The sequence below is a fragment of the Nocardia gamkensis NBRC 108242 genome, from assembly GCF_001612985.1.
Taxonomy (GTDB): Bacteria; Actinomycetota; Actinomycetes; order Mycobacteriales; family Mycobacteriaceae; genus Nocardia; species Nocardia gamkensis.
The window spans coordinates 211,116-224,243 of record NZ_BDBM01000004.1 but is presented as its reverse complement, the minus strand read 5'-3'; the positions used below and the strand labels follow the sequence as shown (position 1 = coordinate 224,243).

Sequence of the window (13,128 nt, the reverse complement as noted above, 5' to 3'; positions counted from 1 at the left end):
AGTGTTCGGGCAAACGGTCCGCGTGCCGCGGCTCAACCGCCGAACATCAAATGGGAAATCGTGTAGATCGCCAGTCCGGCAAGCGAACCGACGACGGTTCCGTTGATGCGGATGAATTGCAGATCCCGGCCGACCTGCAATTCGATCTTCTTGCTCGCCTCTTCGGCATCCCACCTGGCAACCGTGTCGGTGACCAGGGTGCTGATCTCACCGGCATAGTTTTCCACCAAGTAGCGCGCGCCGCGGTCGATCCAGCCGTCCACGTTGGCGCGCATGTCCGCGTCGTCGCGCAATCGCTCGCCGAGCTGTTGCACGTTCTCGGCGACCTTGCGCCGCAGCGTGCTGCGCGGATCGTCGGCGGACTCCAGGATCAGCCGCTTCGCCGCGCGCCAGGTGGCCGAGGCGAGTCCGGTGATTTCCTCTCTGCCCATGATCTGCGCCTTGATGCGCTCCGCCTTCTTGATCATGGCGTCGTCGTTCTGCAGGTCCTCGGCGAATTCCTCCAGGAACCGATTCGCGGCGAGGCGGACTTCGTGCTCCGGGTCGGAGCGGATCTTCCAGGTGAACTCGACCAGTTCCCGGTAGATCCGTTCGGAAAGCAGGATGTTGACGAATTTCGGCGCCCATTGCGGCGCGTCCCGCAGCACGATCCGATCGATCGTCTCCTGTGAGCCCAGCGCCCATTGGTGCGCGCGCTCGGCGAGCAGATCCAGCAGCGCCTGCTGCCGGTTGTCGGCGAGCAGTTCGGCGAGCACCCGCCCGATCGGCGGACCCCACAGCGGCTCGGCGATCCGCTTGACGATGGTGTTGTCGATGACCTGCTCCACGTCCTCGTCGCGCAGCACGCCGACGACGGCCCGCAGGATCGTCGAACTCTCCTGCGCCACGCGAGCGGCATGACCGGGATCGGCCATCCAGCGCCCGACCCGCCAGGAGACCTGTGCCGAGTTCACCTTCGCCGACACCACCTCCGGGGCCAGGAAGTTCGTGCCGACGAAGCTACCGAGGCTGGCGCCGAGCTGGTCTTTCTTGCGCCGGATGATCGCCGTGTGCGGAATCGGCAGGCCGAGTGGATGACGGAACAGGGCGGTCACCGCGAACCAGTCCGCCAGCGCGCCGACCATGCCCGCCTCCGACGCGGCCCGCAGGTAGCCGACCCAGTCGCCACCCGCCCCCCGCGATTCGGTCCAGCGGCAGAACAGATAGATCGCGGTGGCCAAGGCGAGCAGGCCGGTGGCGAACGCCTTCATCCGCCAGAGGTCACGACGCTTGGCCGCCTCGTCGAGTACGGCGGCTAGGCCGAAGGGCGCGGCGGCAGGCCCGGCGGGGGCATCCGCCACCGCGGTGTTGCCGGGAGCTTTCTCCATGCCTCCCATTCTGCTGTGCGCGGCGAAGTGGGCGAGCGGCCGAGCGCGATGTGGACACGCCGGACGCGGCCGAAGCTGTGGTTCCTACCGCATCCGGGCTCAAAAGCGCATATCACGGGTAGCGGGGACCTAAGCTGGAGCCACCGAGCCCATACGAACGAGGGAGCCCACGCTGTCCACCGAAGACCTTGTCGATGTCGACGAGCGACCGTCGGCGGTGCGCGGCGGCCGGATGGATGGCCGCAAGCGCCGGTGGCGGCAACACAAGATCGACCGCCGCGAGGAACTCGTCGACGGAACCCTCGCCGCGGTGCGCGCCCGCGGCAGCAACGCGGGCATGGACGAGATCGCCGCGGAGATCGGCGTCTCCAAGACCGTGCTCTACCGCTACTTCTCCGACAAGAACGACCTGGTCCACGCGACCATGCAGCGGTTCATCGAGACCACGCTGATGCCGCGGGTGTACGGCGCGATCAGCCTGGACGCCGACGAGTACCAGCTGGTGCGCTCGGCGCTCGCCGAATACGTCGGGACGGTGGACGAGGACCCGGAGGTCTACCGGTTCATCATGGGCAACGGCTCGGCCGACCAGTCCTCGCTCGCCGAGTTCGAGAAGCTGTTCGCCGAGGTGGTGTGTGCTGTCATCACCGAGCGCGCCGGGGAGCGGGGCGTGGCGACCGAGGGCGCCGCACTGGCGTCGTACGTGCTGGTCGGCGGCATTCAGCTGGCGACGCACTGGTGGACCACCAACAAGTCGCTGTCCCGTGAGGACGTGATCGACTACCTCACCATGCTGGCCTGGAGCGCCATCGAGGGCATGGCCCGCGCGGGCGGCTCACCCGCGACGTTCAACGCGCAGCAGCATGTGCTGCCCACCCCCGAGGCGCCCGCGCAGGACTAACTCGGGCCGTCGGCCCAGGTGCTAGCTGGACCGCTTGCTGAAGTTCACCGGCACTGTCGACTTTGCCGGAACCTTGGCTAGTCTGAACCCGAGCGGTGCGCCGAGTGCGCTGCGTCACCGCCGGCGCCGTACTCGACGGCGGTCCGCGCGGGACACGACGGCCCGCACGCTGCCGCCTGCGGGTCCGTCGCTCCGACCGCGGCACCAACGGAGGTACCTCGATGGCGAAGCAAGTACCGACCTCTCGGCTTGCTCGTGGCACCAAGCTGGGTGCGGTGGCAGCCAGTTCGGTGCTTCGCACCCAGCGCACGCGGTTGACCATGCGGGGCAGATCCGAGGCCGTCCGGGCGAAGATGGCCGAGGAATCCATGATCCGCACCACCGAGCAGGTGGTCATGGTGCTCGGCACCATGAAGGGCGTCGCGATGAAGCTCGGCCAGATGATGTCGGTGCTCGATCTGGACCTGGTTCCCGAAGACCACCGCGAGCGGTTCCAGAAACGCCTGGCCGTGCTGCGCAACGCGGCCCCGACGGTGTCCTTCGCGGCCATGCGCCAAGTGATCGAGGACGATTTCGGCAAGCCGCTGGACGCCGTCTTCGCCGAGTTCGACGCCGAGCCCGTCGCCGCCGCCTCGATCGGTCAGGTGTACCGGGCGCGACTACACGACGGCCGGCAGGTCGCGGTGAAGGTGCAGTACCCGGGCATCGACGCCGCGGTCCGCGCGGACCTGAAGAATCTCGCGATGTTCCGGCGCGTACTACAGTCCGCGATGCCGTGGGTGACGCCCGCGGTACTGGACGAGCTGCGGCTGAACATGGAGGCCGAACTCGACTACCGGGCCGAGGCGGCCACCCAGTTGCAGATCGCCGAGCTCTACGCCGAGCACCCGTTCGTCATCGTGCCGCGCTCGCTGCCGGAGTTCTCCACCACGCGGGTTCTGGTCACCGAGTACGTGCAGGGCAAGGGTTTCGACGAGATCCGGCAGCTGCCCCAGGCGGAGCGCGACCGGATCGGCGAGATCATCTACCGGTTCTACATGGGGTCGCTGTTCACCTTCAACGAATTCTGCGGCGACCCACATCCGGGCAACGTGCTGCTGGCCGCCGACGGCCGGGTCGGGTTCCTGGATTTCGGGCTGTTCAACCGGATGGATCCCGAGCACGTGCAGTTCGAGCTGGTCTGTCTGCGCGCCGCCGCCGAAGACCGCGCGGAAGATCTGCGCGAGTTGATGATCCGGCGCGGCGTCATCGATTCACCGGAGGAGATCGGCGCCGAGGAGTGCCTGGAATACGTGCTCGCCGCCTCGGAATGGTGTCTGGTCGACGAGGAACTGACCATCACCCCGGAGCTGGCCAGCGGCGCCTTCCTGCTCGCGGTGGACCCGAGGGCCAGCGAGTTCACCGGGATGAAGCAGCAGAACCTGCCGCCGGAACATCTCTTCTCCCGCCGCGCCGACTTCCTGACCTTCGGCATGCTCGGCCAGCTCGGCTGCACCGCGAACTGGCATCGCATCGCCCGGGAATGGCTCTACGACGAACCACCGGCCACCGAACTCGGCCGCGTCCATCACGCCTGGCTCGACGGCCGCCCGCAGGCAGCGCCGCAACGGCCGCGCAAGAAGACCACGAAGTAGCCGCCGAACGGCGACACGACCGCAGAACGGAAGACCCATGGCAGACACTCGGGAATACGACCTGGTCCTCTTCGGCGCCACCGGTTTCGTCGGCAAGCTGACCGCGGAGTACCTCACCGGGGCCGCCCCGGAGTCCGCGCGGATCGCGCTGGCGGGACGGTCGCTGGACAAGCTGACCGCCGTGCGCGACGACCTCGGCCCGAAGGCCGCGAGCTGGGGCCTGGTGGTGGCCGACTCGAAAGACCAGGCCGCACTGGACGAGCTGGCGGCGCGCACCAAGGTCGTGGTCACGACGGTCGGTCCGTACCTGCGCTACGGGTTGCCGCTGGTGGCGGCGTGCGCCAAGGCAGGCACCCATTACGCCGACCTCACCGGTGAGCCGCTGTTCATCCGCGAAGCCATCGACGCCTATCACGAACAGGCCGTCGCCACGGGCGCGAAAATCGTCAATTCGTGCGGCTACGATTCGATTCCGTCCGATCTGAGCGTCTACCAGCTCTACCGCCGCACGGTCGAGGACAACGCCGGCGAACTCGTCGACACCACGCTGGTGGCTTCGCTCAAGGGCGGCGTCAGCGGCGGCACCATCGATTCCGGCCGGGCCATGATGGAGGCGGTCGCCGCCGATCCGGCCAAGGGCAAGGTTCTCTCGCACCCGTACTCGCTGAGCCCGGACAAGTCGATGGATCCCGACGTCGGCCGCCAGTCCGATCAGGCGCTGTCCCGGGCGAGTGCCGTCGACCCGAGCCTGGACGGGTGGGTGAGCACGTTCGTCATGGCCGCGCACAACACCAAGGTCGTGCGGCGCACCAACGGCCTGCTCGGCTGGGTGTACGGCAAGAACTTCCGCTACCGCGAAGTGATGAGCGCGGGAAGGTCGCGGATGGCGCCGCTGGTCGCGGCGGGCATGGCGGGCGGCATCGTGGCGGGCCTGACCGCGGGCGCGCTGCTGTCGAGGGCCGCCGCGGGCCGCAAGCTGCTGGACCGCGTGCTGCCCAAGCCGGGCACCGGGCCGGACGAGAAGGCGCGCAAGAGCGGCTGGTTCACCATGAAGACGTTCGCGCACACCACCTCGGGCGCGAAGTACGTGGCCACCTTCTCCGGCACCGGCGATCCCGGCTACCAGGCCACCGCGGTGCTGCTCGGCCAGAGCGGCCTGTGCCTGGCGTTCGACACCGACAACCAACCCGAGCTCGCGGGCATCCTCACACCCGCCGCCGCGATGGGCGACGCGCTCACCGAGCGGCTGCGCGCGGCGGGCATGACCATCACCGTGGACCGCGCCTGAGAGACGCACACCGGTGAACCTCGCACGAAAAACGATGAATGCCCCGGCGCTCGCGGCGGTGTACGAGCGAGCCTGGCGGCCGACGCTGTTCTATCTCGCCAGCGGGCGGACGACCGCGGCGGACCGGCGTGACGCGGTCGCCACCCTGCGGCTCGGCGGCGCGCAGAAGGTGCTCGACATCGCCTGCGGGCCGGGCAATTTCACCCGATATCTGAGCGAGGCGCTGTCCGGCGACGGTTACGCGATCGGCTTGGACTACTCCGAGCCGATGCTGGCGCGCGCCGTCGCCGACAACGCCGGACCGCGCGTCGGATATCTGCGCGGCGACGCGCGCACACTCCCGTTCGCGGACGGCACCTTCGACGCCGTCTGCTGTTTCGGCGCGCTCTACCTCATTCCCGACCCGCTCGTCGCCGCCCGCGAGATGATTCGCGTCCTCGCCCCCGGCGGCCGCATCGCGATCACCACCAGCCACCGGGCCCCCAACCCCATCGGCGAGGTGAGCCGCGTGGTCGGCGGTCTGAGCGGTCTGCGGGTATTCGGCACGCGGACTTTCCCGACCCTCTTCGCCGAAGAGGGCTTGGTGGAGATCGACCAGCGGGTCCATCGCCTGCTCCAGTACGTCAGCGCGACGAAACCCGCTTAGCCGCCCGCGACAGCGTTCGCGTTCGGCCTTTTCAGCTGTGCCTACCCGTCGACGAACAGGTCGGCGGCGAGCGCACCGCCGCCCGGTACGACCCGATACCGGTCCAGGTCGGTGCTCCCATGCGACGCGAGCACATCCTCGTCCAAGAGAAGGTGACCGGTGTAGGTCGACGCGGGACTGGTCACGATCAACAGAGCGGCATCGGCGCAGATCAAGGGAGTGCGGGACGCGGCAACGGCGTCCTCGCCGCCGAGCAGATTGCGTACCGCGGCGGTATCGATTTTGGTCCGGGGCCACAGAGAGTTCACGGCGATGCCATGGGACCGGAATTCGTGCGCCAAGCCGATGGTGGCGATGCTGACACCGTATTTCGAGACGGTGTAGGCGACGCCGTTGCCGACGTGCGCGGGGCTCAGGTTGAGAGGTGGGGAAAGTGTGAGGATGTGCGGGTTGCGCCCGGCTCGTGCCGAGAGACGCAGGTGCGGCAGCGCCAGCTTGGACAGCAGGAAGGGGGCGCGCACGTTGACGGATTGCATGTGGTCGTAGCGCTGCATGCCGATCTGCTCGGCGCCGGTGAGATCGACCGATCCGGCGTTGTTGACCAGGATGTCGATGCCGCCGAAGCGATCGACGATGCGATCGACCGCCTCCTCCAGCGCCTTGTCATCGCGCACATCGGCCACGAGCGGCAGTACGTCACCGCCCGCTGCCGCCACGTCGGCGGCAGCGGTGTGTATCGTGCCGGGCAGCTTCGGATGTGGCTCTTGGGTACGGGCGATCATCGCGACGTTCGCACCCTCCGCCGCGAACCTGATCGCGATCGCCCGGCCGATGCCTCGACTGGCTCCCGTGACGAGAGCGGTCCTGCCCCTGAGCAGATCCCCGGTCGAATCCGCACGAACGGACGCGGGCGTGGGTAGGAGGTTGTTCATGGCGGATGGTCCTCTGCCGAGAATGCACGATCTTGTGGAGTGAGGCTAGCTGGCATTCGCCGGGCTCGTGCGCAATCGTTGTCAAGAGCGCGAAGTACGCGACGAACTCACCACTCCCGCAGCGTGTCACGGCACCGGCGGCCCGGAGCCGAGATCGACCATGCGGTGCAGGATCGCGGGAGCCAGGGCCAATTCGAATTCGGTTCCGCTGCTTTCGAAGACGAACGCGAGGTAGTCGTCGCGCGGTACCGGGGCCAGGCGGACCGAGCATTGCTCCCCCACGATCACCCAGCCGCCGACGGTCAACCGATCGGACATCGCCCCTCCCACCCTTCGACACCTCCGACAAGTGGACTATGCCAGCTGCGGCAGCGGGGTGTCAACGGCGGGAATCGGCCGTTGAGCTGGTGAAATTCTCGTGCGGCATGATCCACCGGCCGGGCGGGTGGACGGTCTCGCGGTACTCGAGCGGAACGCCATGAGCGTCCAGACCGAGACGGCGCACGACCAGCACCGCCGCCGGGTGCCGAAGCGTGAGGTGGCGGCGTTCGTCGTCGGTGGCCAGCCGGGCGCCGATGCTCTCGCGCACGACGGTGAGAGCGCGTCCGGTCGCGTCTTCCAGATACCGTGTGACTCCACCGGGCACGGGCTCGGATTCGAGTAACAGGGCTGCGGTTTCGGCGAAACCTTCCGGATACCAGCAGGTGACCAGGCGGGCGTATCCGGACATGTCCTCATGCAACATCTTTCGCACGATCACCGAACTGGGAGCGGGCAGCCGGAGCTGGTCGGTGGCCGCCCGCGGCCCTTCCACCACTCCGGCTCGTAGCACGGTCACCGACCGGCTCTCGGACGAAGACGGTCCGTACCGGGGCGCACTCTCCCGCAGCAGCACAGGCTGCTCGGCCACATAGGTGCCCGATCCGCGGCGGGACCGCACGATCCCCTGCTGGCGCAACGTATTCAGCGCCTTGGCGGCGGTGGGCCGGGCCACCTTCCAGCGTGCGGCGAGCTCCCGCTCCGAGGGCACCTCGGCGCCGGGCGCCAGCTCACCGCGTTCGATCAGCGCACGGATATGACCCGAGATCTGTAGGTATTTCGGGACTACGTCGTCGTTTTCGGCCACCGGTCGCCTTCCCCTGCGGACACCGCCCTCGGACCGCTGGTCAGTGTAACAACGGCGGAACCGAGTACCGGGTGCTCGGCACAAGCACATACCGAGCCGGTCCGCCGCGCTGAACCGAGCGGTAAAGTGCGGGTCCAGTACAGCGCGGTACGAACAGGACCGAGCGGAAGGGGGCTTCCACGTGGCGGTACCCGATACCGGACAGGGGACGGCGCGAGAGCTGTACGCGGCGGCCATGGGCGCGGGCGGGGGCGAGAAGTTCGAGCTGGATACGGCGGTCGCGGAGAATCTGGCCGCCGCGTGCGACAAGCTGGTCGACGATCTACGTCGTGCGATGGCCGGGGAACACCTCGTCACCGAGGTGACCGGCTTTCCCGACCTGCCCACCGGGCACGGCCTGTCCCGCGGTTTCGCCGCGAAAGGACGGCAGTACCTCGACACGCTGGCGGCGTTCCAGGAGACGGCGCTGCTGTTCAAGGCGGCGTATCTCGCCGCGGCCAACCGGCTGGCCGACGCCGAGGCGGCGAATCAGGCCGCCCTGCGGCTGATCGCCGAATACCTGGAGCCCAGTTGAGCACGCACCCGCGCGCCGGGACCGACTGAGGGGGACGACGGATGGCAGACTCCGCGGCACGCGCCGCCGCCGACGACATCCGGCAGGAGCTGGCCGGATTCGCCGACGGGGCGACCGATCCCGCCTACGCGCCGGATCGGGAACTGTTCGGCGCCTACACCCATCAGCAGATCTGGGAGCTGGTGCACGAAGCGCTCGACCCGGCGGCGCTCGGCCGGATCGCCGAGGCATGGCAGGCCAACGCGGCCGCGGTGGCCGACGCGTTCCAAGCCTTCTCCGATGCCACCAACCGGGAATTCGCGCGCTGGTCCGGCCGCGCAGCCGACGCCGCCGTGGGCGCGACCAGGCAGTTCGTCCGCGCGGGCGGGGACGCGCAGGACGTGTGCCGGGCGGTCGCCCGGCTGATGGAGTTGAATAGCGATGCCGCGCAGACGGTCCGGGGCGCGATCGCGCCGCCGCAGCGGTATCGGCCGCTGGCGGACCCGGCCGCCGAAGCGGTTTACGGTGGAAAACGTAGGATGGAACACGACAGTGCGGCGGCAGACATCGAGGCAGATGTCCGGGACACGATGACCTACGTCTATACCCCGACGATGCCGGCCACCGGCGACTGTGTTCCCCGATTCCCCCGGCCGCACGAAGGTTCGGCGTCCGACAACGCATCCGGCGATCCGAATTCCGTCCGCGGAGGCGGCGCACGGTGAAATGGGTGCTGACCCCGGACGAATTCACGCATGTCTGGACGAACGAAACGAGCTTGGACCGTAGGCCGTACCCGGTCAACATGGTCCCCTCGGCCACGGCGCGGACCGAATCGGAGTACCACGCCCTGCGTTTGCCGCAGCGCTTCGCCCGGCAGGCCGAGCCCGACCTGGCCGCCGCGCTGGTGCTCTGCGCGCGCAACGACGCGACCACCATCACCGTCTCCGGCGAACGCTCCGCCCTCGCGCGCAATGGGACCGAAAGCGAGACCGAACGGATTCTCGCGTTCGCCGCGGTGGTGCACAATCACGCGGGCATCCTGGTCGCCACCCCGGACCGGGTGACCGTACAGATGTGCCATGCCCGTGCCATAGGCGAACGCCTGGTGCAGATCATCGGTTCGGCGCGGCCGGGCAAGCTCGCCCCGATGCGCGAGCCGCAGGACGCCGTGCTCAGCCCCGACCGCACCGAGCCGTTCGTCACCAACGGCCATCGCGGCGCGGCGAAATTCCGTCAGACACTGCGCAAGCCGGTGGACGGACGCGGTTTCATCACCGTCACGGTGGAGCCCGAGAACCCGATGTCCCCGCCCACCCGCCATCGCACCTGGCTGGACTTCACCGGCGACGGTCGCTATCTGCTCACCACCGCGCATGATCTCACCCTCGCTCCCGTGTCGGACGAGGAGTTCGCCACCCAGCTGCTGCGGCTCGCGCAAGTGTGACCGGGGCGAACCACCGCGTGGTTAGGGTGGGGCTATGCCTGAACAGTGGACGGTGTGTCCGGCCGAGGCCATGAAGGCCGACGGCTTGCGAGTAGCCGAGCTGGACACCTCCGGGACGCCGGGGTTCACCGGCGGCAAGAAGGCGGGCGTCGCACTGCTCGCCGAACGCAGCAAGGTGCTGTCGGATCTCCAGGAGAAGCTGTACGCCAACGGCCGTTCCGGCGACCGGCGCAGCGTGCTGCTCGTCTTGCAGGGCATGGACACCGCGGGCAAGGGTGGCATCGTCCGGCACGTCATCGGTTCGGTCGACCCACAGGGCGTCGATCACGCCGCGTTCGGCGTGCCGACGCAAGAGGAGCAGCGCCATCACTATCTGTGGCGCATCCGCGAGGCGCTGCCGCGCGCGGGTCAGCTCGGCGTGTTCGATCGCTCGCACTACGAGGACGTGCTCGTGGTGCGGGTGCACAACCTGGTGCCGCCGACGGTGTGGGAGCCGCGCTACGACGAGATCAACGCGTTCGAGCGGGAACTGGTGGACGAGGGCATCACGCTGGTGAAGGTGGCCATGTTCGTCTCGCTGGACGAACAGAAGAGGCGGCTGGCCGAGCGGCTGGAACGCGCGGACAAGTTCTGGAAGTTCAACCCGGCCGACATCGACGAGCGCGCGTACTGGCCCGCCTATCAGGAGGCCTACCAGGCGATGCTGGACCGCACGTCCACCGAGTACGCGCCCTGGCACGTGGTGCCCGCCGACCGCAAGTGGTTCTCCCGGCTCGCGGTCACCGAACTGCTGATCGCGGCCCTGGAACGGCTCGAACTGGACTGGCCCTTGCCGACGTTCGACGTCGAGCAGCAGAAGCGGCGCCTGGCGCAGGCCTAGGTCATTCGCGCACGTGGTGCTCAGGAGACCAAGGGCCGGACTTCCTCGGCGACGAACCGGAGGTAAGCGGCGGGATCCGGATCGTCGGCGGTGGTCTGGAGTACGACGGTGTCCGCGCCCGCTTCGGCCAGCATGGTCACGGCCGCGGCGATCGCGTGCGCGTCACCCGCCACTCCCGCCCCCGGCGCATGCTCGGGGGTGCGTTCGGCGGCCAAGCGAGCTTCGGCATCCGAGCCGGTGACCGCCAGCAGGTTCGCCACCACGTGGTGGCGGTCGGTGCGCCCGGACGCCGCGCGCCCCTCCTCGATCAGCGTGCGTGCGGCGCGGACGGCGTCGGCGTCGGCGATCGAATCCAGCAGCGTGCCGTCGGCGTGCTCCCCGGACAACCGGATCGAGCGCGGCCCGCGCGCACCCGCGTAGACCTTCGGCGGCGTCTCGGGCGGCCAGTCCAGTGCGACGGCGTCGAGACGCACGTAGCGACCCGAGACCGTGACCTGCTCACCGGACAGTAGCGCGCGCAACGCGGCCAAATGTTCGCTCAGCAAGGTCACCGGCGATTCGACGTGCGCGCCGACCTGCGCCATCCAGCTCTGCACGCCGTGCCCGACACCGAGTATCAGCCGGTCGGGAAACAGCCGGTGCAGCGTCGCCGCTTCCATCGCGGTGAGCGCGACGTTGCGCAGTGGCACGGGTAGCAGCCCGATGCCGACTCGCAGCCGTTCGGTCCAGGCGAGCGCGGCCGCGGCGGCGGCGATCCCACTCTCCAGGAAGCAGTCCTCCCACAACCACAATTCCTCCAGGCCCGTCGCCTCGGCCACGCGGGCCGCCTCGCGCAGCAGTTCGGGCGGGTTTTGCGGGCGGAACACAGCACCGAGAACAGTCATCCCACTATTCCTACCTGTCGCGCGCGGCCTCGGCGGCCTCGAACCGCTCAGGGCAGTTGCCGGACGAATCGGGAGCCCGGTCGATGCGGTGTCCAGTCGGTGTCGGCGATCTGCCCGGTGCGCGCGAATTCGCCCCAGTACCGCCGGGTTCGGACACCGAGCGCGTCGACGTCCGCCGCCGTCAGGGGCAGGAGCATGGGTGCGGCGTGCCAGGTGTCGCCATCGGCGAACAGCAGTGGTAAGTCGATGCAGTGACAGGCGCCGTACGGGTTCGCCGGGTGGAGCTGTCCCACCCGGTAGCAGTAGACGGCGGCCCCGGCATCGGCCAATTCGTCGGCGAATCGAAACATTCCGTCCTCGAACGCCTTTCGAGTGATCAGACGCTGCGCGGCCGAGGTAAGGCGGACGCCCGCCAGCGGCAACCGCCGTACTCTGCCGAAGACCGGGTGCGTGTTGTCGTAGAACGCTCGCGCCTCCTCCGCCGTGCAACCGAGCACCACCGGCAGATCGGCGGCGGTATCCCGCACCGCTTGCCGCCAGGTGTGCTCGCCGGGCAGCGGGCCCGCATCCGCCACCGGCAAGAAAGGCGGCGCCGAGTTCAACGCCGCGGGCCCGGCCATCCGGCGAGCCGTACGCCCCTGCGCGGCGAGTAGTTCGGCCACCGGCGCGGTGAGCGGGTCGGCGCCGAGCTCGGCGAGGAACATTTTGCCGACTCGCTCGGCCTGCCGGTGGCTCTGGAATCCGATGCCGAAGGGCGCGCTCTGCACGATCGCCTGGGCGAACAGCCGCCGCGCCGGCTCGATCCCCAGCAGCGCGACGACCGAGTGCGCGCCCGCCGATTGTCCCGCCACGGTGACGCGCTGTGGATCGCCGCCGAATTCGGCGATGTGCTCCCGCACCCACCGCAGCGCCGCGATCTGGTCGCACAGGCCGAGGTTTCCCGCCGAGATGCCCGGCGCGCGGAGATATCCCAGCACTCCGAGCCGATAACTCACCGACACCACCACCACGCCGGTCTCGCACACGAGCCGGTCCGCGTCGTACAGATTCCATTGCCCGCTGCCCGCGAGATACGCGCCACCGTGCAGCCACACCAGCACCGGGCAGCTGCCCGGTTCGGCGCCCGCGGGCATCGTGACGGTGAGCGCCAGACAGTCCTCGGACTGCGCCAGGGAACCGGCCCGCCCGATCACGCACTCGAGCCGTCCGGGCAGCTGCGGCGCGATGGCGTACCGGCGCGTGGCGTCGTACACCCCCTCGAACACCGCGACTGGCTCCGGCGCGCGGAATCGCTCGGCCCGGGCGTACGGGATCCCACGGAACACCGCGACCCCGGCGCGGGCCGCACCGCGCCAGCGCCCGGACGGCGCCATGACAGTCTCCATAACCCTCTCGCTCTCTATCGCAAGTAGACTTGCGATAGCACCACGCTAAGGCCCGGACCGACGCAACGCAAGAGGACTTGCGATA

14 protein-coding genes are annotated in these 13,128 nt (G+C 69.0%); 8 read left to right on the top strand and 6 right to left on the bottom strand.

The features are described 5' to 3' along the window. Positions 1 to 32 precede the first annotated feature (32 nt). Positions 33 to 1,367 carry a DUF445 domain-containing protein gene (locus NG1_RS04200; RefSeq protein WP_174315361.1) on the bottom strand — a complete coding sequence of 445 codons (1,335 nt, stop codon included), beginning with the start codon at positions 1,365 to 1,367 and terminating at the stop codon, positions 33 to 35. Between the two features lie 217 nt (positions 1,368 to 1,584). On the opposite strand from NG1_RS04200, the gene NG1_RS04195 reads away from it, so the two are divergent. The 4 genes from NG1_RS04195 to NG1_RS04180 all read left to right on the top strand — a co-directional run bounded on the left by NG1_RS04195 (position 1,585) and on the right by NG1_RS04180 (position 5,836). Then, positions 1,585 to 2,268, top strand: coding sequence for a TetR/AcrR family transcriptional regulator (locus NG1_RS04195; protein WP_157106771.1), 684 nt, complete (start codon positions 1,585 to 1,587; stop codon positions 2,266 to 2,268). 221 nt (positions 2,269 to 2,489) lie between these two features. Beyond that, positions 2,490 to 3,902, top strand: coding sequence for an ABC1 kinase family protein (locus NG1_RS04190; protein WP_062968367.1), 1,413 nt, complete (start codon positions 2,490 to 2,492; stop codon positions 3,900 to 3,902). A gap of 37 nt (positions 3,903 to 3,939) precedes the next feature. Continuing rightward, a complete protein-coding gene (locus tag NG1_RS04185) occupies positions 3,940 to 5,190 on the top strand; it encodes a saccharopine dehydrogenase family protein (RefSeq protein ID WP_062968142.1) in 1,251 nt (416 codons plus the stop codon). A gap of 34 nt (positions 5,191 to 5,224) precedes the next feature. Then, complete coding sequence (locus NG1_RS04180; protein ID WP_210750303.1) at positions 5,225 to 5,836, top strand: class I SAM-dependent methyltransferase; 612 nt, start codon at positions 5,225 to 5,227, stop codon at positions 5,834 to 5,836. Positions 5,837 to 5,877: 41 nt separating this feature from the next. Here NG1_RS04180 and NG1_RS04175 read toward each other — a convergent pair whose 3' ends face one another. The 3 genes from NG1_RS04175 to NG1_RS04165 form a co-directional block, all read right to left on the bottom strand. Continuing rightward, complete coding sequence (locus tag NG1_RS04175; RefSeq protein ID WP_062968138.1) at positions 5,878 to 6,768, bottom strand: SDR family oxidoreductase; 891 nt, start codon at positions 6,766 to 6,768, stop codon at positions 5,878 to 5,880. Positions 6,769 to 6,894: 126 nt separating this feature from the next. Beyond that, positions 6,895 to 7,086, bottom strand: coding sequence for a hypothetical protein (locus tag NG1_RS04170; protein ID WP_062968136.1), 192 nt, complete (start codon positions 7,084 to 7,086; stop codon positions 6,895 to 6,897). A gap of 61 nt (positions 7,087 to 7,147) precedes the next feature. Continuing rightward, complete coding sequence (locus NG1_RS04165) at positions 7,148 to 7,894, bottom strand: GntR family transcriptional regulator (RefSeq protein ID WP_062968134.1); 747 nt, start codon at positions 7,892 to 7,894, stop codon at positions 7,148 to 7,150. 181 nt (positions 7,895 to 8,075) lie between these two features. Between NG1_RS04165 and NG1_RS04160 the strand changes: the two genes are divergently transcribed. Genes NG1_RS04160 through NG1_RS04145 form a run of 4 tightly spaced genes read left to right on the top strand, consistent with a single transcriptional unit; the run spans position 8,076 to position 10,774 of the window. Continuing rightward, positions 8,076 to 8,468, top strand: coding sequence for a hypothetical protein (locus tag NG1_RS04160; protein ID WP_040870502.1), 393 nt, complete (start codon positions 8,076 to 8,078; stop codon positions 8,466 to 8,468). A gap of 41 nt (positions 8,469 to 8,509) precedes the next feature. Beyond that, positions 8,510 to 9,172, top strand: coding sequence for a hypothetical protein (locus NG1_RS04155; RefSeq protein ID WP_062968132.1), 663 nt, complete (start codon positions 8,510 to 8,512; stop codon positions 9,170 to 9,172). Further along, positions 9,169 to 9,894 carry an ESX secretion-associated protein EspG gene (locus NG1_RS04150; protein WP_062968130.1) on the top strand — a complete coding sequence of 242 codons (726 nt, stop codon included), beginning with the start codon at positions 9,169 to 9,171 and terminating at the stop codon, positions 9,892 to 9,894. The genes NG1_RS04155 and NG1_RS04150 overlap by 4 nt, the downstream gene beginning before the upstream one ends. Positions 9,895 to 9,928: 34 nt before the next feature. Then, a complete protein-coding gene (locus NG1_RS04145) occupies positions 9,929 to 10,774 on the top strand; it encodes a polyphosphate kinase 2 family protein (RefSeq protein ID WP_062968128.1) in 846 nt (281 codons plus the stop codon). A gap of 20 nt (positions 10,775 to 10,794) precedes the next feature. On the opposite strand, the gene NG1_RS04140 is transcribed toward NG1_RS04145, so the two are convergent. Both NG1_RS04140 and NG1_RS04135 read right to left on the bottom strand, forming a co-directional pair. Then, on the bottom strand, positions 10,795 to 11,658 hold the full coding sequence (locus tag NG1_RS04140) for an LLM class flavin-dependent oxidoreductase (RefSeq protein ID WP_062968126.1): 864 nt from the start codon (positions 11,656 to 11,658) through the stop codon (positions 10,795 to 10,797). A gap of 47 nt (positions 11,659 to 11,705) precedes the next feature. Then, positions 11,706 to 13,043 (bottom strand): carboxylesterase family protein, encoded by a 1,338-nt coding sequence (locus tag NG1_RS04135; RefSeq protein ID WP_062968124.1) that lies wholly within the window; start codon positions 13,041 to 13,043, stop codon positions 11,706 to 11,708. Positions 13,044 to 13,128: the final 85 nt, after the last annotated feature.

Bases quoted from the DNA above. Each gene is read 5' to 3' on its own strand.
- NG1_RS04175 (WP_062968138.1), bottom strand. From the start codon at position 6,768: ATGAACAACCTCCTACCCACGCCCGCGTCCGTTCGTGCGGATTCGACC.
- NG1_RS04190 (WP_062968367.1), top strand. From the start codon at position 2,490: ATGGCGAAGCAAGTACCGACCTCTCGGCTTGCTCGTGGCACCAAGCTG.
- NG1_RS04140 (WP_062968126.1), bottom strand. From the start codon at position 11,658: ATGACTGTTCTCGGTGCTGTGTTCCGCCCGCAAAACCCGCCCGAACTG.
- NG1_RS04170 (WP_062968136.1), bottom strand. From the start codon at position 7,086: ATGTCCGATCGGTTGACCGTCGGCGGCTGGGTGATCGTGGGGGAGCAA.
- NG1_RS04180 (WP_210750303.1), top strand. From the start codon at position 5,225: ATGAATGCCCCGGCGCTCGCGGCGGTGTACGAGCGAGCCTGGCGGCCG.
- NG1_RS04135 (WP_062968124.1), bottom strand. From the start codon at position 13,043: ATGGAGACTGTCATGGCGCCGTCCGGGCGCTGGCGCGGTGCGGCCCGC.
- NG1_RS04200 (WP_174315361.1), bottom strand. From the start codon at position 1,367: ATGGAGAAAGCTCCCGGCAACACCGCGGTGGCGGATGCCCCCGCCGGG.
- NG1_RS04155 (WP_062968132.1), top strand. From the start codon at position 8,510: ATGGCAGACTCCGCGGCACGCGCCGCCGCCGACGACATCCGGCAGGAG.
- NG1_RS04145 (WP_062968128.1), top strand. From the start codon at position 9,929: ATGCCTGAACAGTGGACGGTGTGTCCGGCCGAGGCCATGAAGGCCGAC.
- NG1_RS04185 (WP_062968142.1), top strand. From the start codon at position 3,940: ATGGCAGACACTCGGGAATACGACCTGGTCCTCTTCGGCGCCACCGGT.